This window comes from Streptomyces sp. NPDC002463, assembly GCF_042889835.1.
GTDB lineage: Bacteria > Actinomycetota > Actinomycetes > Streptomycetales > Streptomycetaceae > Streptomyces > Streptomyces nymphaeiformis.
Map to the genome: position 1 here is coordinate 222602 of NZ_JBIARL010000006.1, position 22272 is coordinate 244873.

Annotated in this window: 20 protein-coding genes and 1 pseudogene; 12 read left to right on the forward strand and 9 right to left on the reverse strand. The window is 73.2% G+C overall.

Going from position 1 to position 22272, the window contains the following annotated elements:
• Positions 1-163: 163 nt before the first annotated feature.
• Positions 164-970 carry a class II aldolase/adducin family protein gene (locus tag ACFYX3_RS15015; RefSeq protein WP_389012874.1) on the forward strand — a complete coding sequence of 269 codons (807 nt, stop codon included), beginning with the start codon at positions 164-166 and terminating at the stop codon, positions 968-970.
• Here ACFYX3_RS15015 and ACFYX3_RS15020 read toward each other — a convergent pair.
• Complete coding sequence (locus ACFYX3_RS15020) at positions 934-1596, reverse strand: TetR/AcrR family transcriptional regulator (protein WP_116165691.1); 663 nt, start codon at positions 1594-1596, stop codon at positions 934-936. The genes ACFYX3_RS15015 and ACFYX3_RS15020 overlap by 37 nt on opposite strands.
• 223 nt (positions 1597-1819) lie before the next feature.
• Between ACFYX3_RS15020 and ACFYX3_RS15025 the strand changes: the two genes are divergently transcribed.
• The 3 genes from ACFYX3_RS15025 to ACFYX3_RS15035 are packed head-to-tail and all read left to right on the forward strand — an operon-like array spanning position 1820 to position 6105.
• The gene (locus ACFYX3_RS15025; protein ID WP_389012877.1) at positions 1820-4420 is read left to right on the forward strand and encodes an FHA domain-containing protein; all 2601 of its coding nucleotides are present in this window, start codon (positions 1820-1822) and stop codon (positions 4418-4420) included.
• A 30-nt stretch (positions 4421-4450) separates the two neighbouring features.
• Positions 4451-5128, forward strand: coding sequence for a hypothetical protein (locus ACFYX3_RS15030; RefSeq protein ID WP_382657400.1), 678 nt, complete (start codon positions 4451-4453; stop codon positions 5126-5128).
• Complete coding sequence (locus ACFYX3_RS15035; protein ID WP_389012881.1) at positions 5125-6105, forward strand: serine/threonine-protein kinase; 981 nt, start codon at positions 5125-5127, stop codon at positions 6103-6105. The genes ACFYX3_RS15030 and ACFYX3_RS15035 overlap by 4 nt, the downstream gene beginning before the upstream one ends.
• On the opposite strand, the gene ACFYX3_RS15040 is transcribed toward ACFYX3_RS15035, so the two are convergent.
• Positions 6089-7423 (reverse strand): streptophobe family protein, encoded by a 1335-nt coding sequence (locus tag ACFYX3_RS15040; RefSeq protein ID WP_389012884.1) that lies wholly within the window; start codon positions 7421-7423, stop codon positions 6089-6091. The two genes, ACFYX3_RS15035 and ACFYX3_RS15040, sit on opposite strands and share 17 nt — an antisense overlap.
• 96 nt (positions 7424-7519) lie before the next feature.
• Between ACFYX3_RS15040 and ACFYX3_RS15045 the strand changes: the two are divergent.
• Positions 7520-8812, forward strand: a pseudogene (locus tag ACFYX3_RS15045) (DUF6777 domain-containing protein); the annotation flags it as partial.
• Positions 8813-9044: 232 nt separating this feature from the next.
• On the opposite strand, the gene ACFYX3_RS15050 reads toward ACFYX3_RS15045, so the two are convergent.
• Positions 9045-9593, reverse strand: coding sequence for a universal stress protein (locus ACFYX3_RS15050; protein WP_389012887.1), 549 nt, complete (start codon positions 9591-9593; stop codon positions 9045-9047).
• Complete coding sequence (locus ACFYX3_RS15055) at positions 9590-9775, reverse strand: hypothetical protein (RefSeq protein WP_382657413.1); 186 nt, start codon at positions 9773-9775, stop codon at positions 9590-9592. The genes ACFYX3_RS15050 and ACFYX3_RS15055 overlap by 4 nt, the downstream gene beginning before the upstream one ends.
• Before the next feature lie 85 nt (positions 9776-9860).
• On the opposite strand from ACFYX3_RS15055, the gene ACFYX3_RS15060 reads away from it, so the two are divergent.
• Together ACFYX3_RS15060 and ACFYX3_RS15065 are read left to right on the forward strand one after the other, a co-directional pair.
• On the forward strand, positions 9861-11330 hold the full coding sequence (locus tag ACFYX3_RS15060; protein WP_389012890.1) for a PLP-dependent aminotransferase family protein: 1470 nt from the start codon (positions 9861-9863) through the stop codon (positions 11328-11330).
• 58 nt (positions 11331-11388) lie between these two features.
• Positions 11389-11928, forward strand: a complete 540-nt coding sequence (locus ACFYX3_RS15065; protein ID WP_389012893.1) for an FBP domain-containing protein — start codon at positions 11389-11391, stop codon at positions 11926-11928.
• A 21-nt stretch (positions 11929-11949) separates the two neighbouring features.
• On the opposite strand, the gene ACFYX3_RS15070 is transcribed toward ACFYX3_RS15065, so the two are convergent.
• The gene (locus tag ACFYX3_RS15070; RefSeq protein ID WP_116162850.1) at positions 11950-13131 is read right to left on the reverse strand and encodes an acyl-CoA dehydrogenase family protein; all 1182 of its coding nucleotides are present in this window, start codon (positions 13129-13131) and stop codon (positions 11950-11952) included.
• Positions 13132-13356: 225 nt separating this feature from the next.
• On the opposite strand from ACFYX3_RS15070, the gene ACFYX3_RS15075 reads away from it, so the two are divergent.
• The 4 genes from ACFYX3_RS15075 (at position 13357) to ACFYX3_RS15090 (ending at position 18232) form a co-directional block, all read left to right on the forward strand.
• A complete protein-coding gene (locus ACFYX3_RS15075; RefSeq protein WP_389012897.1) occupies positions 13357-14574 on the forward strand; it encodes a CaiB/BaiF CoA transferase family protein in 1218 nt (405 codons plus the stop codon).
• A 66-nt stretch (positions 14575-14640) separates the two neighbouring features.
• The gene (locus ACFYX3_RS15080) at positions 14641-15321 is read left to right on the forward strand and encodes a GntR family transcriptional regulator (protein WP_389012900.1); all 681 of its coding nucleotides are present in this window, start codon (positions 14641-14643) and stop codon (positions 15319-15321) included.
• 106 nt (positions 15322-15427) lie between these two features.
• Positions 15428-16021 (forward strand): TetR/AcrR family transcriptional regulator, encoded by a 594-nt coding sequence (locus ACFYX3_RS15085; RefSeq protein ID WP_389012903.1) that lies wholly within the window; start codon positions 15428-15430, stop codon positions 16019-16021.
• Between the two features lie 141 nt (positions 16022-16162).
• Positions 16163-18232, forward strand: a complete 2070-nt coding sequence (locus tag ACFYX3_RS15090) for a discoidin domain-containing protein (RefSeq protein ID WP_389012906.1) — start codon at positions 16163-16165, stop codon at positions 18230-18232.
• 72 nt (positions 18233-18304) lie between these two features.
• Here the strand turns inward: ACFYX3_RS15090 and ACFYX3_RS15095 are convergent, their stop codons facing one another.
• Positions 18305-19573, reverse strand: coding sequence for a YncE family protein (locus ACFYX3_RS15095; protein WP_389012909.1), 1269 nt, complete (start codon positions 19571-19573; stop codon positions 18305-18307).
• A 197-nt stretch (positions 19574-19770) separates the two neighbouring features.
• Here ACFYX3_RS15095 and ACFYX3_RS15100 point away from each other — a divergent pair, with 197 nt between their 5' ends.
• Complete coding sequence (locus ACFYX3_RS15100) at positions 19771-20373, forward strand: CBS domain-containing protein (protein ID WP_389012912.1); 603 nt, start codon at positions 19771-19773, stop codon at positions 20371-20373.
• Positions 20374-20440: 67 nt separating this feature from the next.
• Here the strand turns inward: ACFYX3_RS15100 and ACFYX3_RS15105 are convergent, their stop codons facing one another.
• From ACFYX3_RS15105 to ACFYX3_RS15115, 3 genes are all read right to left on the reverse strand, one after another.
• Positions 20441-20740, reverse strand: coding sequence for a DUF1876 domain-containing protein (locus ACFYX3_RS15105; protein ID WP_389012915.1), 300 nt, complete (start codon positions 20738-20740; stop codon positions 20441-20443).
• A gap of 101 nt (positions 20741-20841) precedes the next feature.
• The gene (locus ACFYX3_RS15110; protein ID WP_389012918.1) at positions 20842-21681 is read right to left on the reverse strand and encodes a maleylpyruvate isomerase family mycothiol-dependent enzyme; all 840 of its coding nucleotides are present in this window, start codon (positions 21679-21681) and stop codon (positions 20842-20844) included.
• A gap of 49 nt (positions 21682-21730) precedes the next feature.
• On the reverse strand, positions 21731-22249 hold the full coding sequence (locus ACFYX3_RS15115) for a MerR family transcriptional regulator (RefSeq protein WP_389012921.1): 519 nt from the start codon (positions 22247-22249) through the stop codon (positions 21731-21733).
• Between the last annotated feature and the right edge of the window lie 23 nt (positions 22250-22272).

The window sequence follows — 22272 nt, forward strand, 5'->3', positions numbered from 1 at the left end:
GGAGCCGGGTGCCGTGAGCCGGGGGCTCGCCGCCCCCGGTTCCGGGTCCCGCCGGCTGAGCCGTACGCCACAACGGCAACTGATGCATTGGCGTATCGGATACATCTCTGTATCTTTTGGCGCGCCGTGCACCACCCCGCGTCACGCTCACCGAGGAGCCGTCATGAGCACCGTGCCTCCCGCGATCGCCGCCGCCGTCGGGCCCCTGCCCGACGGGGCGGTCATCCCACTGCCGCCCACCTTCGGGTCCGTCGAGGAGGAGCGCGCGTACCTCAAGGAGCAGCTCGCCGCCGGATTCAGGATCTTCGGGAGGTTCGGCTTCTCCGAGGGCGTCGCCGGGCACATCACGGTCCGCGACCCCGGCGACCCGAACGCCTTCTGGGTCAACCCGTTCGGCATGAGCTTCACCCAGATCAAGGCCTCGGACCTGATCCTGGTCGACCACGAGGGGAACGTCCTCGAAGGGCGCCGGCCGGTGAACCGGGCCGCGTTCGTCATCCACTCCCGCGTCCACGCCGCCCGCCCCGACGCGATCGCCGCCGCGCACTCGCACTCCCTGCACGGCAAGGCCTTCTCCAGCCTCGGCATCCCGCTCGACCCGATCACCCAGGACGCCTGCGCGTTCTTCGAGGACCACGGGATCTACGACGACTACCGGGGCGTCGTGAACGAGACCGAGGAGGGCGAGCGGGTCGCGAAGGCCCTCGGCGACCACAAGGCGGTCATCCTCAAGAACCACGGGCTGCTGACCGTCGGCCACTCGGTCGCCGAGGCCGTGTGGTGGTTCGTCACCATGGAACGCTCCTGCCAGGCGCAGCTCCTCGCGATGGCGGCGGGCACCCCGCAGCTCATCGACCGCGAGACGGCCCTGCTCACCCGGGGGCAGATCGGCGGGCACCTGGCCGGCTGGTTCCAGGCGCGCCCGCTGTGGGATCAGATCACCGCGTCCGACCCCGACCTGTTCGACTGACCCTCGGGGCCCGGGCCGGGGAGCTCTCGGGTCGTCGCCTCCAGGAGCGGCACGAGGAACTGCCGTTCCAGGGTGCCGGGCGGGAGCTCGGCCGGCTCCACGTAGCTCTGCGCGAGACCGCCCTCGCGCAGGGCGATGAGGAGGCGGGCGAACCGGTCGGCCTCCACGGTCAGTTCGCGCCCGGCCCGGCGCAGTACGAGGGTGAGGCCGCGGGCGATCTCGGCCCGCAGCCGCTCGTCGTGGCGGGCGAGCACCCAGGCGGCCTGCGGGTCGCGGATGGCGTGCAGGGTGAACTCGGTGGTGACGAGGTACCACGCGCGCTCGTCCGGTTCGACGCGGGCGGCGAGCTCCGCGAGCCGGGTCAGGGTGTACTCGTCGGGGGTCAGCGCGTCGATGGACTCGGCGAGGCGTCGTACGGTCCGCTCGCTGTGCTCGTCGAAGAGGGCGAGGAAGAGTTCTTCCTTGCTCGCGAAGTTCGAGTAGTACGCGCCCCGGGTGTAGCCGGCGGCCTCGCAGATCTGCTCGATCGTCGTCGCGTGGAAGCCGTGCTCGGCGAAGGTCTCCAGGGCGGCCTTCAGGAGCGCCGCGCGGGTGCGGGGCCGCCGCCTGGTGACACCTTTCGGCACGGGTGCGTCCTCCTCGGTCGGGCCGCTCGCGCGGCGGACGCCCACCTTACCGGCGTCGCCTTCACGTGCGGCGATGAGTCCCGGCGGCTCCGCCCGGCGGCGACCGGCACCGACGTCCCCTTCCCCGGCGGCGACCGGCACCGACGCCTCCTTCCCCGGACGGCGGCCGGCACCGACGGCTTCATCCCGGGCGGCCGTCGGCACCGGCGGATAAAATTCACGCATGGCAGAGCGGCCCGTCGTGCCCGCGGCGCCCGATCTTGTCCTCGAGATCGACGGGGACGCGACGCTCATGAACCCGAGCCGCGTCTATCGCATCGGGCGCGACCCCACCAGCGACATCGTGCTCGCGGACGCCCGGGCGTCCTGGCACCACGCGGTGCTCAGCGCCGCCGACGGCCACTGGACCCTGGCGGACGAGGGCAGTACGAACGGCACGTTCGCGGACGGTCTGCGGGTCGCCCCCGCGCGGGAGGTCGGTCCCGGAACGGTCGTACGGTTCGGGCATCCGGCCGACGGACCGCGCGCGGTGCTCTCGACGGGCGCCCCGGCCCGGGACGCGGACCCGCGCGACGTGCGGGAACCGCCCCCCGTCGTACAGGAGCCGGGCGACCCGCCTCTTCTGCCGCCCCCGCCTCCCCCGGAGGCCGTACGGGAAGTGCCGCCCGAGGCCCCGCCCTCCCCGGCGGTCGTGGAGGGGCTCCCGGCCGAGGCGCCGCTCCCCCTGCCGGAGCCGCCCGCCGTCGGCTTCCGGCCGAAGCCCGCCCCGGAACCCGCCCCCGGGCCCGGGCCCAAGATCCTCCGGCCGCCCTCCGTCTCGTATCCCGCCGCGACCGGGACCTTCCGGCAGCCGACGTCCGTGCGGCCGCTGCCGACCCACAGCATCCGGATCGGGCGCGCGCCCGACAACGACGTCGTCGTCGCCGACCTGGTCGTCTCCCGGCGGCACGCCGAGCTCCTCGCCCATCCCGACGGCACGTACTGGATCCACGACCTCGGCAGTCACAACGGCACCTTCCTCAACGGCGCCCCCGTCGTGGACGCGCGCGTGACGCCGGAGGACATCGTCGGCATCGGCAGGTCCGCGTTCTGTCTGATCGGCGGGCAGCTCGTCGAGTTCACCGACACCGGCGAGGTCTCGCTGGACGTCCGGTCGCTCGCGGTGACCGTCGACCGCGGGCGCCGCACGCTGCTCGACGAGGTGTCGTTCCCGGTGGGCCAGAAGTGCCTGCTCGCGGTCGTCGGGCCGTCCGGCGCCGGGAAGTCGACGCTCCTGGGCGCGCTCACGGGCCAGCGCCCGGCGGACCGGGGCACGGTGCTCTACGACGGCCGTGACCTCTACAAGGACTACGCCGAGCTGCGTCAGCGCATCGGGCTCGTCCCCCAGGACGACATCCTGCACCTCCAGCTCACCGTCCGCCGGGCCCTCGGATACGCGGCCGAACTGCGCTTCCCCGAGGACACCGCCCCGGCCGAACGGCGGGCCCGGGTCGACGAGGTGATCCGGGAACTCGGACTCGTGGAGCGCGCCCAACAGCCGATCCACAGCCTCTCCGGCGGTCAGCGCAAGCGGGTGAGCGTCGCCCTCGAACTGCTCACCAAGCCCTCCCTGCTCTTCCTGGACGAGCCGACCTCCGGGCTCGACCCGGGCATGGACCGCTCCGTGATGCACATGCTGCGCGGGCTCGCGGACGACGGCCGCACGGTCGTCGTGGTCACGCACAGCGTGCTCAGCCTCGACGTCTGCGACCGGCTGCTCGTGCTCGCGCCGGGCGGCCGGGTCGCGTACTACGGGCCGCCCGCCGACTCGCTCGGCTTCTTCGGCTTCACGCAGTGGCCGGAGGCCTTCGAGGCCTTCGAGAACGACCGGGACCGCGACTGGGCCGGGCAGTACCGGTCCTCCCTCTTCCACCGCCGGTACATCGCGGAGGCGACGGTCCGCCCCGACGTCCCCGTACCCGCTTCCCCGGCCGGGGTCGGGGGCGCGGAGCCCGCCCCGCCGCCGAAGGCGCAGAGCTGGGGCTCCCAGCTGCGGACGCTCGTACGGCGGTACGCGGCGGCGCTCTCCGCCGACCGGACCTTCCTCGCCATCATGATCGCGCTGCCGTTCGTGATGGGCGCGATGGCCCGGGCGCTCTCCGAGGGCAGCCTCAACCCCGAGTCGACCATGAACGTGCTGCTCATCCTCTGCGTGGGCGGCGTCCTCACGGGCGCGGCGAACGCCGTGCGCGAACTGGTCAAGGAGCGCACGATCTACCGGCGCGAGAGAGCCGTCGGCCTCTCGCGCTCCGCCTATCTCGCCTCCAAGGTGGTGGTCCTCGGTTCGATCACCGTCGTGCAGGCCGTGGTGCTGACCCTGGTGGCCCTGATCGGCGTACCGCTGAACGTGCCCGGCGGCAAGGGCGTCCTGATGCCTCCGCTCGTGGAGATCACCCTCGCGGTCGCACTGCTCGCGTTCACGGCGATGATGCTCGGCCTGCTGGTCTCGGCCCTCGTCCGCAAGGAGGAGGTGACGATGCCGCTGCTCGTCCTCCTCGCGATCGTGCAGGTGGTGTTCTGCGGGGCGCTGCTCAAGGTGCGCGGCACGCCCGTCCTGGAGCAGCTGGCCTGGCTGGTGCCCTCGCGGTGGGCGTTCGCGGCGATGGGCGCGACGATCGACATCGGGAAGATCGCGCCGGGCGAGAAGACCGCCGATCCGCTGATGCGGCACACGGCGGAGGCCTGGCTGTTCGACATGGGCATGATGGTGGTGCTCTGTCTCGTCCTCGGCCTGGTCGTGGCGCGGCTGCTGCGCCGCCACGAGCCGGTCGTCATGCGGAGGTAGCCCCATGGCCCCCATGCCGGAGGTGAGCGCGTGAGCGTCCCCGTACCCGAGTACGACGTGCCGGACTTCCGGCCCACCCATGTGGTGCCGCGCTCCGGGCTCTCCGCCTGGGAGGCGCCCGATCCGGGGCTGCCCACGGCGCCGCTCGACGCCTTCCTGCCGGTGTGCCTCGTGGAGCGGTCCGGCGACTGGGGGCGGGTGCTGTGCTCCAACGGCTGGACCGCGTGGGTGGACGCGCGCCTCCTCGTGAGCGTGCCCGACGACCCTCCGGCGGCGGGCCGGCCGCTCACCAGGACCGCCGATCCCCGGCCGCTCGTCGCCCGCGCCGAGGACGCGCTCGGCCGCTACCGGCGGGCGGCGGAGGAGCTGGGCGCGGGCCGTCTCGACGGCGAGGGCTTCCGGCTGCGGACCCGCGGCCTGCGGGTCGGCGTGGTCGTCGACGGCGAGTCGGTGTGGCTGTACGACGCGGAGCACGAGCGCTGGGTGTACTGCGACGGCATCGGGCTCAGTACGTACGCGGCCTCGGCGGCGCCCGCTCCCGCGCAGGCGCCCGACGACGCCGGCGAGGACGCCCGCGAGCGGGCCGGAGCGCCGCCGCCGGGATACGAGCCGACGCAGGTCGTGCCGCAGGTGGATCCGGCGGTGGCGGCGGGGCCGCCGCCCACCCAGGTCGTGGGGCCTAACGGACCGGCGGGTGAGGGCCGATGACCGGGGACCCGGAGATCCCGGCGGGGCGGCCCTCGGGGCTGGTCGGCAAGGAGATCGCCGGCTACCGCGTGGAGGGCGAGATCGGGCGCGGCGGCATGGCGGTCGTGTACCGGGCCCTCGACCTGCGCCTCGACCGGACGGTGGCGCTGAAGCTGCTCGCCCCTGAGCTGGCCCGCAACGACACCTTCCGCAAGCGCTTCGCGCACGAGTCGCGTGTCGCCGCCTCGATCGACCACCCGCACATCGTGCCGGTCTTCGAGGCGGGCGAGACGGAGGGCGTGCTGTACATCGCCATGCGGTACGTGGCGGGGCAAGACCTGGTGGCCCTGCTCGACCGCGAGGGGCCGCTGCCGCCCGTGAAGGCGGGCCGGATCGCGGTGCAGGTGGCCTCGGCGCTCGACGCGGCGCATGCGCACGACCTGGTGCACCGGGACGTGAAGCCGGGCAACATCCTGGTCGCCGAGGGCACCGACGGCGACCACCCGGAGCACGTCTACCTGACCGACTTCGGACTGACGAAGAAGTCGCTGTCCCTCACCGGATTCACGACGGTGGGCGAGTTCGTCGGGACGCTCGACTACGTGGCGCCCGAGCAGATCTCCGGCAAGCCGGTGGACGGCCGGTGCGACGTCTACAGCCTGGCGTGCGTGGTCTTCGAGACCCTGACGGGGGCGCCGCCGTTCCGCCGCGAGACCGACTGGGCGGTGCTGTGGGCGCAGCAGTACGATCCGCCGCCCCCGCTCTCCGAGGTGCGGCCGGGGCTGCCGTCGGCGGCGGACGCGGTGTTCGCCAGGGCGCTGGCGAAGACGCCCGAGGAGCGGTACGGGACGTGCCTGGAGTTCGTCGCCGAGCTCCGCGCCGTCCTGACGGGGGCGGGCGGCGGCGGCCCGGTGGTGGTGCCGTCGGAGCCGGACCGGCTCGGTGCGCCGCCCGCGCCGCCGGCTTGGGCGCGGCCGGTGTTCAGGGACCTGGACTAGGGCCCGTCCGGTCGACCTCGCCCTTGCGGTGGACCCGGGAGGCGAGGAGGCCGCCGAGGAATCCGAAGGCCAGGCCCCACAGGAGTGCGAAGCCGGCCGTCTTCCAGACGTCCGGGCGGAGGATCACCTCGCCACCGAGTGAGGAGAGGTCGCCGATGCCGATGACCGAGAGGCCGAAGCGGGCCTCGACCAGGGTGAGCGGTGCGGCCACCAGCATGGTGAGCGCGAAGGCGATGCCCAGGTGCAGGGAGTGCTGCCAGAGCGTGATCCGGGCCGGGGAGCGGACGGCCGCCACGAAGGCGGCGCCGAGCACCAGGACGGCGGCGACGGGCAGCAGCCACCACGCGCGCGCGTCCTGGGCGGCGAGCGAGGACAGGTCGACGGTCGAGAGGTCCGGGCTGTCGCCCTTGCTCCGCAGGACGGCGTCGAGGATCTCCGGCATGGGCAGGCCGAAGGGGCCTTCCGCCTTGCCCTGCCAGGAGCCGCCGATGCCGACGCCCAGCGCGAGCCAGGTGATGTTGGGGAGGCCCAGGAGGAGGACGGCGAGGGTCTCCGCGGCGTGGCCCTTGGTCGCCGCGACGACGATCCCGATGACCAGGCCGACGACGACGTACGCGAGGAGCAGCAGCAGCATCGCGAAGGCCGCGGGCCGGACGGGTTCCTGGTAGCGGAGGAGCCGGGACGGCAGCGGGGTCCTGCGGGAGACGAGGAGGGCGATGACGAGCACGCCGAGGATCCACAAAAGCCCGTAGAAGAGGGTGGGGCCGACGTCGGTGCGGAAGCCGACGGTCGGGTTCACGGCGTCCAGGAGCTGGCCGAAGAGGTCCATGAGGGAGTCCTGGGCGTTGCCGCCGCCGATGGTGATCGGGAAGTCGTGGCGGGCGAGGGCCGAGAGGCCCGCGAGGGCGGCCAGCCAGAGCACGACGACGCTCGCCGCGCGGAGCAGGAGTTCGCGGGCGCTGGTCACCGCGTGGTGGCGCAGGGGGCGCAGGAAGCAGAAACCGGTGACCAGTGCGCCCACCAGGGTGACGGTGAGCGGCATGGCGGTCAGTTCGGCCTGGGTGCCGGCGAGGGCGCCCGCGTCGCCGGAGAGTTCGACCTGGCCGCCGGAGGCCATGACGACGACCGCGGCGAGGACGGACGCGAAGCCGCTGGGCAGGTCGGCGGCGCCCGCGGCCCAGAGGCCGAGCCCTGCGAAGACGCCCATCGCGACGAACCCGGCGACCACGGCGGCCAGGGACTGGAGGACGACGCGGGCGTAGAGCCCGGTCGGGGTCGCGGGTGTCCGCGCGGGGGTGGGGAGCCGACTGCTCGTCACGCTGCCCACGCTAGTACCGGGGCGGGGTGACCGCTTGCGGGCGGCGCGGGCTTCCGCGTGCTTCCGCTTGCGGGTGGGTACCGTTCGGCGCACACAATGGGCGCGGAACGGAAGAAAGGGAAAAACGTGACTTCCCACCCGCCGTCCGGCCCTCCGTCGGTTCCCCCCGCAGGTCCCCCCTCGGGCCCCCTCTCGGGTCCGAGCACACGCCCGGGAAGCGCCGGCCCCCCGCCGCCGCCCGGACCGCCCCACGACGGTTCGGGGGGCGGGGGCGGCTCCGGTGGCGGTGACTCGGGAAACGGGGGCGGCGGCAAGGGTGGCGGCCGCCCCTGGTGGCGTTCCGTCCCGAAGGTCGCCTCGATCACGGCCGTGCTCGTGGCCGCCGCCGCGCTGGCGGTCGTCCTCACCAACCGCCCCGACGACAAGGGCGGCACGACGGGGTCCGGCGGTGGCGAGGTCTTCCTGCAGAACGCCGCCGCGACCGGCCCGGACCCGTTCACCCGGTCGACGGCCCGCACCGACGGCGGTTCCGCCCCGCCGCCCTCGCTGCCACCCCGTACCGCCTCGGCCGTGCCCGAGATGTCGGGGTCGACGCCCGGCCTCTACGGCGGTACGCGGTCGGTGTCCAGCTGCGACGTCGAGCAGCAGGTGCGCTACCTCTCCGCCGAGCCCGCGAAGAACGCGGCCTTCGCCTCGGTCGTCGGCATCCCGGCGAGCGACGTCCCCGCGTATCTCCGGTCCCTGACCCCGCTTCAGCTCCGGGTCGACACCCGGGTGACGAACCACGGCTTCCGCGACGGCGCGGCCACCACCTACCAGTCGGTGCTCCAGGCCGGCACGGCGGTCATGGTCGACGGCCACGGCGTGCCGCGGGTCCGCTGCGCCTGCGGCAACCCGCTCACCGGCCCGGTGGCGCAGAAGGCACCGCGCACGACCGGCACCCCATGGCCGGGCTACAGCTCCCAGCAGGTCGTCGTGGTCGCGCCCTCGGTGACGGTCGTGAACGTCTTCGTGGTGTACGACACCGAGGACGACGGCTGGTTCGCGCGGATCCACGGCGACACGGGGAAGCACGACCGACCGACGCCGCCGCCTCCGCCGCCGGCCACGCTCTCCCCGGCGCCGTCCACCTCCCTTTCTCCTTCCACTTCCAGCTCGTCCCCCTCGTCGCCCGTGCCGTGCGTGACGGTGACGGGTACGGAGACCCCGACGCCGAGCAACGGGGTCACCCCGTCGCCGTGCCCCTCGACGCTCTCCCCGTCGACGTCGACGTCCTCCCCTGAGTCGCCGTCGTCCGAATCCTCATCCTCCGGCCCGACGGACTCGTCACCGGCGACGGAATCGTCACCGGTGACGGAATCGTCGAGCCCGGCATCGGAACCGGCCTCGGACAGCTCGCCACCGCAGCAACAGGCCGAGCAGTCGACAGCGGCGGTCTCGCCGCTGGGGTCGCGGCTCCCGTCGGCTTGGAAGCCGGGCTCCATTTCCAGTTCCGCTTCGAATTCCGCATCCGCTTCGGTGTCGGGTTCGGCGTCGCGTTCCGTTGCGGGTTCGGCGCCGGCTTCGGCGCCCGGCCCCGGGTCCGCGCCCATCGCCTGAGCTCGCGGCCCGGCCCGCGTCGTCAGGGTCGCACCTCCGTGCCGGTCCGTCCTTCCGGTACGGAGGTACGGGCGTTCCGTCGCAGGACGCGGGCCTCGCCCGGGAGCAGGACCGGGCCCGGGACGGTCAGCACCGGTCCGGCCGCACGGCGCTGGACCGCGCGCAGCACCGGCCGCCGGCAAAGCCGGGCGAACCGGCCCCCGCCCGAGGCCCGGCCGAGGACCAGCAGGTCTCCCGGACGGTCGGCCACCGCGCACAGCACGCCCGCCGGGGCGCCCCGGACCACCCGCGCCTCGAAGGGAAGGTCCGAGGGGGCACCGCCGAGCCCGTCGGCGAGTGCGCCCTCCAGGCGCTGCCGGGCGTCCTCGCCCCACAGACGCGCCCAGGCGCGGTCCGGCATCCGGGCGAACAGCGCCTCCCCCTCCGGGGGTTCCCAGGCCAGCACCGCCAGGACCGCCCTTCCGTCGCGGCGGGCGAGGGCGGCCGCGTACCGCAGGGCGGCGAGCGAGGCGAGCGAACCGGTCACCCCGACGACGACCCGGCCGCCGTCCCGCGGGAACGGGCCGGTCATGCCGGTTCGCAGGCGCGGGCGCCGGGCGTCGGTGTCGCGGCGCGGGGCTCCGCGGAGGTGCGGGCCGCGGTCCTCGCGCGCAGGGCTCGGAGCCAGGCTCCGATCGGCACAGGGCGGGCCGCGCGCTCCTCCGCTCGCCGCTGCCACATCCGCTCGTCGCGGTCGGTGAAGTGTCCGGACATCGGCAGTTTCCTTCCATGAGGGCCACTGGAGAGGAGTCTGTAGGCTTATTGGCCCGGACAGCAGAGCCAATGAGGAGTGATTGGCATGACAGTGGCACGTGTGGTCCATACCGCGGACCGGACCCTGACGGGCCGCCAGCTCGCGTCGCTGCTCACCCCACCCCCGGACGGCCGCTTCGGGTACCGGGAGCTCGCGCGGGCCGTGCGGGAGGCGCTCCTCGACGGCCGGGTGGCGCTGCGGCTGCGGCTGCCGGCCGAGCGGGAGCTCGCCGCGGTGCTGAGCGTGAGCCGTACCACCGTGACCGGGGCGTACGACCTGCTCCGGGAGAGCGGTTACGCGCACAGCCGGCGCGGCGCCGGTACGTGGACCGCGCTGCCGGACGGGCAGGCGCCCACCGCGCTCGGCGCCTTCCAGGACGACACCGGCGCGATCATCGACCTCGCGCTCGCCGCCCCGCAGGCGCCGGAGGCCGAGCTGACGGCCGCGCTCGCGGTGGCCGCCGCCGAGCTGCCGCGCTACACCGGCGCGCAGGGCTACCACCCGTACGGGCTGCCCGCGCTGCGCGCCGCCATCGCCGACCGCTACACGGCCCGGGGCCTGCCGACCCTGCCGGACCAGATCCTCGTCACGACGGGTGCGCAGCAGGCCGTCTCGCTGGTGCTCACGCTGCTCGGCCGGGCCGGCGACCGGGTCCTCGCCGAGAACCCCTCGTACACGAACGCCCTCGACGCGATGCGGGGGCGCATGCTCCGGGTGACGCCGGTCCCGGTGACGGAGGCCGGCTGGGACTCCGGACTCGTCGACGCCGCGCTCCGGCAGACCGCGCCGCGTCTCGCCTATCTGATCCCGGACTTCCACAACCCGACCGGGCGGCTCATGCCGACGGAGCAGCGCCGGGAGCTCGCACGGTCCGCGCGTGCCACCGGGACGTGGCTGGTGGTCGACGAGACGCTGACGGACATCGCCCTCGACGTGCCCGCACCGGTGCCGTTCGCCGCGGCGGCGGGCGGGGGCGACGGTGAGCAGATCGTCTCCGTCGGCTCGCTGAGCAAGAGCTGCTGGGGCGGGCTGCGGGTCGGCTGGGTGCGGGCCACGTCCCGCGTGGTGACCGAGCTGGCCCGGGTCCGGATCACGGCCGACCTGTCCGGTTCCGTGCTCGACCAGCTGGTGGCCGTCGCCCTGATCGACCGCCTCGACGTGATCCTGCCGCAGCGCCTCGACGAGCTGCGACTGCGCCGGTCCGCGCTGAGCGACGCCCTGGCCCTGCATCTGCCGGAGTGGCGGTGGGAGGTGCCGCCGGGCGGGATGTGCCTCTGGATCGACCTGGGCCGGCCGGTCGCGTCCGCCCTCGCGTCCCGGGCCCTTCGGCACGGGGTACGGGTGGAGGGCGGGGCCCGGTTCGGGGTGGACCCGGGGACGCACGAGCACCGGCTGCGGATCCCGTTCACGCTGCCCGTGGACGTGTACGAACCGGCGGCGGAGCGGCTCGCGGCGGCCCTGGAGAACGCCCCGGGGCACGTCGCCGCCCCGGCCCTGCCGGACTGGGTGGCCTGACCGGCCGGCCGGCGGGCCTCGCGAGCCGGGCGGGCCCGGTGGGCGGCCTCATATTCGGATGCCCGTCCGGGATGGTCCGTGTACGGTCCATCGAGTGGAAGCGCTCTCCGACAAACAGATCCGCTCGTCCTTCGTGAACTGCACCAAGGGCGAGGCGGCGCGGCTCAAGATGCCCCTCGACTTCGCCGAACTCCCCTGGGAGGACCTGGACTTCCTCGGCTGGGTCGACCCGGGCGCGCCCCTGCGGGCGCACCTGGTCGTACCGCGCGAGGACGGGCCGCTCGGCGTGACCCTGCGGGTGCCGGCCACCGGACGCACCAGCGCCGTGAAGTCCAGCATGTGCCAGGTCTGCCTGACGGCGCACGCGTCCTCGGGCGTCACGCTCCTGGTGGCCCCGCTGGCCGGCAGCCGCGGCCGTGAGGGGAACACGGTCGGGATCTACGTCTGCGCCGACCTCGCCTGCTCCCTCTACGTCCGGGGCCGGCGGCAGCCGAAACTGCGCGCCCGGCGCCACGAGGAGTCCCTCACCCTCGACGAGCAGGTCGCCCGGCTGACGGGCAACCTGGACGCGTTCGTCGGCCGGGTGACGGCGGGCTGAGGAACCGGAGGGGGTCCGGGCTCAGCGGAAGGCCTGCTCGCCGGTGAGCGCCTTGCCGATGACCAGGGAGTGGACCTCGCTCGTGCCCTCGTAGGTGAGCACCGACTCCAGGTTGTTGGCGTGGCGCAGCACCGGGTACTCCAGGGTGATGCCGTTGGCGCCCAGGATGGTCCGGCACTCGCGGGCGATCGCGATCGCCTCGCGGACGTTGTTCAGCTTGCCCACGCTGACCTGCTCGGGGGTGAGCGTGCCCGCGTCCTTGAGCCGGCCGAGGTGGAGGGCGAGGAGCATGCCCTTGCCGAGCTCGACGGACATGTCGGCGAGCTTCTGCTGCGTCAGCTGGTACGAGGCGAGGGAGCGGGCGAAGACGACCCGGTCCTTGGCGTAGGAGATCGCCGTCTCCAGGCAGTCTCGGGCGGCGCCGAGCGCGCCGAAGACGATGCCGAAGCGGGCCTCGTTGAGGCAGCCGAGCGGGCCGGAGAGGCCGCGGGCCTCGGGCAGCATCGCGTCGGCGGGGAGCCGCACGTCCTCGAAGACCAGTTCGCTGGTGACGCTCGCGCGCAGCGAGAGCTTCATCTTGATCTCGGGGGCGCTGAAGCCGGGGGTGCCGGCCGGGACGAGGAAGCCGCGGACGCCGTCCTCGGTCCGCGCCCAGACGACGGCGACGTCGGCCACCGAGCCGTTGGTGATCCACATCTTCGTGCCGTTCAGCACCCAGTCGGAGCCGTCGCGCTTGGCGTTGGTCCGCATCGCGCCCGGGTCCGATCCGGCGTCCGGCTCGGTGAGGCCGAAGCAGCCGATGTACTCGCCGGCCGCCATCTTCGGCAGCCACTGCTGCTTCTGCTCCTCGGAGCCGTACTTCCAGATCGCGTACATGGCGAGGGAGCCCTGTACGGAGACGAGGGAGCGGAGTCCGGAGTCGACGGCCTCCAGCTCCAGGCAGGCGAGGCCGTACGCGACGGAGTTGGTGCCCGCGCAGCCGTAGCCCTCCAGGTGCATGCCGAGCACACCGGCGCCGCCGAGGGTGCGGGCCAGCTCGCGGGCGGGGATCTCGCCCTTCTCGAACCAGCCGGCGACGTGCGGCCGCAGCTCGCGGTCGGCGACGGCGCGCACGGTGTTCCGGATGTCCCGTTCCTCGTCGGTCAGGAGCCCGTCGATGGCGAGCAGGTCGAAGGGGTGGACGGGGGTGGACGGCGACTTCACGGACGGCCTCCTGGCGACTGTGGCAACTCGGCGAGCCGAAGCGTAGCGGCAGATCGGATATTGGATCCAGTATTGAAAATCCCACACCCGAGCCCTACGGTCCGATTGGATCCAATCTCCAACCACGGATCCAATCGCCCGGATCCAATCTCCAACCGCCTGGATCCGACCTCCGGATATCGGATCCAGTCTCCGGTATCCACCAGCGGGAGCGAGGGAAGCCTCATGCGCGCAGCTCAGCCGGACACGCCCGGCACGCCCGGCACGCCACCGACGGGCGGCGCCCTGTCCGGGATCGTCGTCGCCGACTTCGGCCGGGTGCTCGCCGGGCCGTACATGACCATGCTCCTCGCCGACCTCGGCGCGGACGTGATCAAGATCGAGCGGCCGGGCTCCGGTGACGACACGCGCGCGTGGGGCCCGCCGTTCGCCGCCGGCGAGGCCACGTACTTCCTCGGCGTGAACCGCAACAAGCGCTCCGTGTCGCTCGACCTCACGGACCCCGAGGACCTCGCCACGGCCCACACGATCGTGGACCGCGCGGACGTCCTCGTCGAGAACTTCCGCCCCGGCACGATGGAGAAGCTCGGCCTCGGATACGAGGACGTGCGGGCGGGCAACCCCGGGCTCGTCTACTGCTCGGTGACGGGCTTCGGCACCGCCGAGGGCGCCCGGCTGCCCGGCTACGACCTGCTCGTGCAGGCCATGGGCGGCCTGATGAGCGTGACGGGCGAACCCGACGGGCAGGGCACGAAGGCGGGCGTCGCCCTGGTCGACGTCATCACCGGCCTCCACGCGGGCCTCGGCGTGCTCGCCGCCCTGCGCCACCGGGAGCGCACCGGCGAGGGGCAGCGGGTCGAGGTCTCCCTGCTCACCTCCCTCCTCTCCGCGCTCACCAACCAGGCCGCCGCGCACCTCGGGGCCGGGGTGGTGCCGCGCGCGATGGGCAACAGGCACCCGAGCATCGCCCCGTACGAGGTGTTCGAGGCGGGGGACCGGCCGCTGGTCCTCGCCGTGGGCAACGACCGGCAGTTCGGGGCACTGTGCGAGCGGCTCGGCCGGCCGGAGCTCGCCGGGGACGCCCGCTTCGCGACGAACACGGCCCGGGTCGCCCACCGCGAGGAGCTGGTCGAGGCCCTCTCGGGCCCGCTCGCCGACCGTACCGCCGACGGCTGGTTCGAGGAGCTCACCGCGGCGGGCGTGCCCTGCGGCCCCATCAACGACCTGGCGGCCGCGTTCGAGCTCGCCGACAGGCTGGGGCTCACGCCGCGCGTCCCGGAGTCGGCGGCCGGTCCCGGACAGGTCGCCAACCCGATCCGGCTCGACGCCACCCCGCCCTCCTACCGCACCGCTCCCCCACGCCTGGGCGAGCACACGGACGGGGTGCTGGCGGAGCTGGGACGAGTTGTCCACAGGCCGTCAGCGGCGGACGGCGGCGCGTAGGAAGATGGTCGGCACCGGCGGCGGGGTCCGCCGCCGGCGACGTGAGGGAACGGAAGGTCACAGGCGATGAGCAGCGCGGAGCAGAGGCGGCGGCCGCAGACCGCCCAGCAGTTCGTCCTGGAGGAACTGCGGCGCGCCATCACCACCGGTGAACTCAGGCCGGGCGGGCCGATCCGCCAGGAGGCCCTGGCGGCCCGGTTCGAGGTGAGCCGGGTGCCGCTGCGCGAGGCCCTGAAGGCCCTGGAGGCCGAGGGCCTGGTGGTCCATCACGTCCACCGGGGCTACTTCGTCGCGGAGCTCTCCCTGAACGACCTGGAGGAGATCTACCGGATCCGGCAGCTCCTGGAGACCGAGGCGGTCCGCATGGCCGTGCGGTGGACGCCGGACGGCACGGTCGCCGCGCTCGAACGGATCCAGCGGGACGTGGAGCGGGCCGCCGACGAAGGGGACGTGGCCGCGATGGCGGCGGCGAACCGGCTCTTCCACTTCACCCTCATCGAGGCGTCCGGGATGCCGCGCCTGGTCCGCCTCATCGCAACCCTGTGGGACGCCACCGACGCGTACCGCTCGCTCTACTACGCCGAGTCCGGGCACCGGAAGCAGGCCATACGGGAGCACCGCGCCGTCATCTCCTCGATCCGCCACGGCGACGAGGAGAACACCGTCCGCTGGCTCGACGAGCACCGGGCCCACGCGGTGGCCGCGCTGCGCGAGGTGCTCCAGGTGAAGGCCCCGGAGGAGGACTGACCGCGCGGCGGTCCCCGCACGACCGGCGGCCCGCGGACCGGCGCGAGGGGCGATCGCCGCGCGCGGGGGCTGCGGTTACCCTGTGCGCCGGACGCGAGGAGGAACCATGGCGCGGATGCCGTCGGCCGAACGACGCAGGCAGCTGGTCGAGGCGGCGATCAGGGCGATGACCAGGGACGGGGTCGCCCGGACCACCACCCGGTCGATCTGCGCCGAGGCGGGCGTCTCGCTGAGCGTCTTCCACTACTGCTTCGACTCCAAGCAGGCGCTCCTGGAGGCCGCGATCGAGACGATCAACGACACCTACGTCGTCCACGTCATGTCCGCGGTCGAGCCCAGGGCGACCTTGCGCGAGACGGTACGGGGTGCCCTCGGCACGTACTGGAACCACGTCTCGGCCCACCCGGCCGAGCACATGCTGACGTACGAGCTCACCCAGTACGCCCTGCGCGAGGAGGGGTTCGAGCATCTGGCGCGGGCCCAGTACGAGCAGTACGTCGCCTCGGGGACCATCCTGATCGCGCAGGTCTGCGCGGTGTGCGAGGTCGAGCCGAGGGTGCCCGTGAGCCTGCTCGCGCATCTGCTCGCGGCGATGATCGACGGGCTGACCCTTCAGTACCTGGTGCTGGGCGACGAGCGGACGGCCGCGGCGCTGCTCGACGCCACGGCCGAACAACTGGTCACGCTGATCGGGGGCTGACACTTCATCAACAGGTCATTTGACCCGGACTCTTGACTCACTCGGCGATCCTCGCGATCCTCGGGCCGAGCCGCTGTTACCGCAGGAAACATTCGGCGGCCCGCGCCCGGTACTCCCCCATGACCGAAGGCATCGCTGACCATGAATCGACCAAAAACGCGCAGAGGGGGCGGGCGGTTCGCCCTCGCCTCGCTCTTCATCGCCCTGGCCACCGTCGTCTTCGGCGCGGGGCCGGTCCCCGCGGCCGACGCCGGTTCGTGGTGGGAACCCACCGCACGGCCCGCCCCCGACTCCCAGATCAACGTCACGGGCGCCCCCTTCAAGGGCACCGATGCCCAGGGCAAGGTGCGCGGCTTCGTCGACGCGCACAACCACCTGATGTCCAACGAGGGCTTCGGCGGCCGGATGATCTGCGGGGCGACGTTCTCGCAGGCCGGTGTCGCCGACGCCCTCAAGGACTGCCCCGAGCACTACCCGGACGGCTCGGGGGCGCTCTTCGAGCACCTCACGGGCGGTGACAACGGGAAGCACGACCCGGTCGGCTGGCCCACGTTCAAGGACTGGCCCGCCAACAACTCGCTGAGCCACCAGCAGAACTACTACGCCTGGGTCGAGCGCGCCTGGCGCGGCGGACAGCGGGTGCTCGTCAACGACCTGGTGACGAACGGCCTGATCTGCTCGCTCCTGCCCCGGGACCGCACCTGTGACGAGATGACCGCCATCCGTCTCGAGGCCCGCAAGACGTACGAGCTGCAGGACTACGTCGACGCGATGTACGGCGGCGCCGGCAAGGGCTGGTTCCGGATCGTCACCAGCGCCGATCAGGCCCGATCGGTGATCGAGCAGGGCAAGCTCGCCGTCGTCCTCGGCGTGGAGACCTCGGAGCCCTTCGGCTGCAAGCAGATCCTCGACATCGCCCAGTGCAGCCAGGCGGACATCGACAAGGGTCTCGACGAGCTGTACGGGCTCGGCGTGCGCAGCATGTTCCTCTGCCACAAGTTCGACAACGCGCTCTGCGGCGTCCGCTTCGACAGCGGCACGACGGGCGTGGCGGTCAACATCGGCCAGTTCCTGTCCACGGGCACCTTCTGGGCCACCGAGAAGTGCGCGGGCCCGCAGCACGACAACCCGATCGGCCTGGCCGCCGCGCCGGCCGCGATGGCCGAGAAGCTGCCGGCCGGGGTGAGCGTCCCCTCGTACGCCTCGGACGCGAAGTGCAACACCCGCGGGCTCACGCGGCTCGGCGAGTACGCCCTGAAGGGCATGATCCAGCGCGGCATGATGCTGGAGCTCGACCACATGAGCGTCAAGGCCGCCGGGCGGGCGCTCGACATCCTGGAGGCCGAGGAGTACCCCGGCGTCATCTCCAGCCACAGCTGGATGGACCTGGACTGGACGGAGCGGCTCTACCGCCTCGGCGGTTTCGCGGCCTCGTACATGCACAGCGCCCAGGGCTTCGTCGGTGAGGCCTCGCAGAAGGCGGAGCTGCGCAGGAAGTACGGCGTCGGGTTCGGCTACGGCACGGACATGAACGGCGTCGGCGGCTGGCCGGGCCCGGTCGGGGCCGACGCTCCGAACGCGGTGAAGTACCCCTTCAAGAGCTTCGACGGGGGCTCGGTCATCGACCGCCAGGTCACCGGCGAGCGCACCTGGGACCTCAACGTCGACGGCGCCGCGCACAACGGGATGGTGCCGGACTGGATCGAGCAGATCCGGCTGACCCCCGGCGGTCCGGGCGTCGTGGACGACCTGTCGCACGGAGCGGAGTCGTACCTGACCACCTGGAAGCGGACCGAGGACCACGAGCCGGGTGTGAACCTGGCGGCCGGGCACCCGGTGTCGGCCTCCACCACCGAGTGGTGGAACCCGTTCGTGGACTTCTCGCCGGGCCTCACGGTCGACGGCAACACCGGGACCCGCTGGGCCAGCGAGTGGTCCGACGACCAGTGGCTGAAGGTGGACCTGGGCTCGGTGCGCCGGGTCGGCCGGGTCACCCTCGACTGGGAGCGGGCCTACGCGCGCGCGTACAAGATCGAGCTGTCGGAGGACGGCACGACCTGGCGGGACGTGTGGTCCACGGACGCGGGTGACGGCGGCATCGACACGGCGGAGTTCGACTCGCAGTCGGCGCGCTACGTGCGCATCCACGGGGTGAAGCGGGCCACGGACTGGGGCTACTCGCTCTACGAGGTGGCCGTCAACAGGTCCTGAGCGTACGGGAGGCAAGACGGAAGGGGCCTGCCGGATCGGATCCGGCAGGCCCCTTCCGTCGTTCCCGGGGTGTCAGCCCGTCGTGGGGCCGGTCCAGTCGGCGGGGACGCGGGCGAGGCGTACGCGCTGCGGGTGGTCGCCGACGTCCACACTCGTCACCCGACGCCCGGTGGCGAAGTCGATCGCGGTGACCCGGTCGGCGCCGCTCTCGGAGATGACGCAGGAGCGGCCGTCGCCGCTCACGGTCGCCCAGTAGGGCTTGGAGGCGGGGACGAGCGGGCCCTCCTGGAGGGTGGCGCGGTCGACCACGGTGGCGTAGTCGTCCATCGTCCCGGCGACGCAGAGCTTGTCGCCGCCGGGGCTGATGGAGAGGCCGTGGTGGCGCGAGTCGTTGACCCAGGTGGTGCGGTCGGGGTCGGTCGCCGGGTTGCCGGGGAGGTTCTTGAGGCGGGTGATGCGGTCGGAGTCGATGTCGTACTCCAGGAAGCCGTTGAAGAAGGAGACCTGGAAGTAGATCTTCTTCTCGTCCGGCGTGAAGACGAGCGGGCGGACGGCGTCGGAGAGGTCGCCGCGGCCGAAGGCGTCGAGGCGGTCGCGCATGTCGATGACGCGGACGGTCTCGAAGGTGCGGGCGTCGACGACGGTGATCCTCCGGTCGCCCTTGGTCCAGTCGAGCCAGGGCGCGTCGAGCGCGGTGGTCACCTCGCCGATGGACATGTTCCAGAGGAGGCCGTCGGAGGTGAAGACGTTCTCGTGGGGCTTGTCGCCGGTCTTGAAGGAGCCCAGCTGCCGTCCGGTCGCGATGTCCAGGACGTGCACGGTGTTCGCGGTGGAGGCGGAGACCGCGACGCGGGTGCCGTCGGGCGAGACGGCCATGTGGTCGGCGCGGTAACCGGCCACCGGGAAGCGCCAGTTGATCCGTCCGGTCCGCAGGTCGACGGAGACGACGTCGGCGAAGCTGGGGCGGGAGACGACCATGGCGGAGCCGTCGGGGGTCGCGTACATGTCGTCGACGAACTGGTCGTGGCCCTCGCCCGGTCCGCTGCGGACGCCGAGGAAGAAGGCGAGTCTGATCGGGTTCAGGTAGATCTCGCGGAGGCGCTCCTCCTTGTCGGGGATCACGTTCACGCGGCCGACGCGGTGGAAGTCGCCACGGGAGGCGATGACATCGGCGGTGCCGTCCCAGTTGTTGCCGACGAACATCACCTCCTGGAGTCCGGCGGAGGCGGCCGGTCCCGGGACGGATGCCGATCCGGCGCCGGCGGACGCGGCGACGAGGGTGAGGGAGGCCGCGAAGGCTCCGAGGAGACGGCGGGTCCCGGACGTGCGGGGAGAGGGCATGGGGGTCCTTCCTCCATGGCGCGACGACGACTTACCGGAGGTAACCATGGTCGCGTCAAGCCCACAAGCCCCTGTCGCACCCGGCTTCCCGCCGCGCATCCGGCCCCGCTTCCGGCCGCCCCTCCGACCCCCTCACGCCGGGACGACCCCCGGTGCGGGATCATGGAAGCAGGCACGCAGAAGGGACGGAACGGACGATGAGGCACCGCAGTGTCGCGGACCTGATGACGCCCACCGCGGTCGTGGTACAGCGGGGGACGTCGTTCAAGGAGATCGCACGGCTCCTCGACGAGTACGGCATCACCGCGGTCCCGGTGGTCGACGAGGAGAACCGGCCGGTCGGCGTCGTCTCCGAGGCGGACCTGCTGCGGCGGCACACGGCCAAGGACGGGCCGAGCACGGCGGAGGCCATGATGTCGAGCCCGGCCGTGACGGCCCGGCCCTCCTGGACGGCCGTCGAGGCCGCCCGCCTGATGGAACGGCACCGGGTGAAGCGGCTCCCGGTCGTGGACGCGGACGGCCGGCTGATCGGCGTGCTCAGCCGCAGCGATCTGCTCCAGCTGTTCCTGCGCAGGGACCGCTCCATCCAGGAGGAGATCCGCGAGGACGTGATCGTCCGCATCCTGCGCCTCTCGCCCTCGGCCGTCCACATCGACGTCGACGAGGGCCGGGTGACGCTCAGCGGCACCCTGGAGCGCCCGGGCCTCGGCCCGATCCTGGTCCGCCTGTGCGAGACGGTCGACGGGGTGGTGGAGGTCGTGGACCGGATGACGTACGAGGAGGGCGAGGGCGCGTCCTGAGAGGGCCGGGGGCCCGGCGGGCGTCTCCGTCTCCCGTCGGGCCCCCGGCCCTACGACGGCGGTTCCGTCAGGAGACCGCCTCCGGCCAGCCGTATCCGGGGCCGGTGTGCTGGGGTACGGTCCCCGCGCCCACCGCCTCCATCTCCCGGTTGGCCTCCTTCATCAGCTTGCCTGCCAGGTCCTTCATCGCCCTGCTCGCGGCGAGCTCGTCGCCGATCGCCGGCACGTCCACGTCCGCCGGGTTGCACCGCGCGGAGCCGTGGCCCGTGAGGGTCGAGGTGCCGGTCTTCAGCCGGGCCTCGGCCTTCGTCCTGCCGCTGTCCTCGGTCAGTTCCACGCCGACCGTCCATTCCAGCGTGCGGCTCATGGTCCGCCTCCTCGCATCGCCGGGTCGCGCGCAACCGGGGCACGGCCCCTTCCGATACCTCCAGGATCCATCGGCGGAGCCGGGAACGCACAGGGGACGGGTCAGGGCGCGCGGAAGAGGCGGGGGAAGCGGGGGGCGAGCCAGGGCTTGCGGCCCCAGCCGAGCGCCTTGCCTCGGGCGATCACCGGCCAGGGGTCGACCCGCCCGAGGCCGAGGAGGAGGAAGGCGACCGGCTCCGTGAGGATCGTGCAGTCGGGCCGGGCCGGGGGCTCGTGGCCGGTCCGGACCACGCCGTCCGTGACGGTGACGCCGAAGCTCGGACCGCTGCGGAGCCGTACGGCGAAGCTCGCGGTCAGCCCCGCGACGGCGGCCGGGTCGGCGACGCGGGGCATCGCCTCGACCATGAACGGCAGCGTGAGCTCGACCCGGCGCGCGTCGAGCATGTGGGGGCGGTCCAGGGCGAGGGCCAGGTCGTAGCCGTGGCCGAGCATGTGGGTGAGCAGGTACGAGCCGAGGACGGCCGGGCTCAGACGGCCGAGCGGTGTGGACACCGGCTCGGCGGGGTCGCGCTCCTCGACGCTCGCGAGGAAGGCGTTGGCCCGGTCCGTGATCATCTCGGCGAGCGGACCGGGTGACCGCTCGCCGAAGGCGGCGAGGGCGCGTTCGTTGGCCCCGGCCAGGCTGCCGGGGGTGCCGTCGCCGTAGGGGCGCTCGTGGCCGGCGGCCAGATCGGCCATGAGGGCGTTCGCCTGCGCCAGGTGGGCGGCGGCCTCACCGACGGTCCAGGTGGAGCGGGGCACGGGGAGCCGTGAGCCGTCCGGCTCCGCCGTGCGCAGGACCACCGCGATGTCGTCGGCGGTGCCGCGTATCGCCTCGGCAAGCCCATCGGGAAGCACCCCGGAAGGCTCTCCGGAAACCCCCCCGCCCGTTCGCCGCGTCATGGATCCGCCCCTCCCCTGGCCCGGCGGCTCCCCGTGGAGCACCGGCTGGTCAGGGACCGTACCAGCGAGTAGGCCTTTCGGCACCGGTCGCGGCGGGGAGGTCTTCGCCGTGGGTGGTGGCGGCCACGACGGGGAGGCCGGCGCCGCCGACGGTGGCGGCCACGGCCTCCCGGAATCGGGGGCAGTCGGCGAGGTCGTCGTGGGCGCAGCCCAGCGCGCATTCGACCAGGTCGAGACAGGCCTGCGCCTCGGCCACCCGGCGCCGCAGCTCTTCGCGGTGCGCTTCGAGCCGCTGCCGACGGACGGCCGGATCACCGGCCCGCAGCAGCTCCCGGATGTCGTCGAGGGCGAGACCCGCCGCCTTGGCCCGGAGGACGACGGCGACACGGGTGATGTGACCGGTGTCGTAGCGGCGGCGGCCGTGGGTGTCGCGGGCGGGTTCGAGGAGCCCGGCGGACTCCCAGTGCCGCAGCACGTGGGTGGCGAGCCCGAACCGGCCCGCGAGTTCACCGATCGTCATCGTCGTCGGGGGCGTGGGAACCGTCGGAGGCGCACCGCTTGACTTCATGTCGGCATTAACCACGAGCGTGG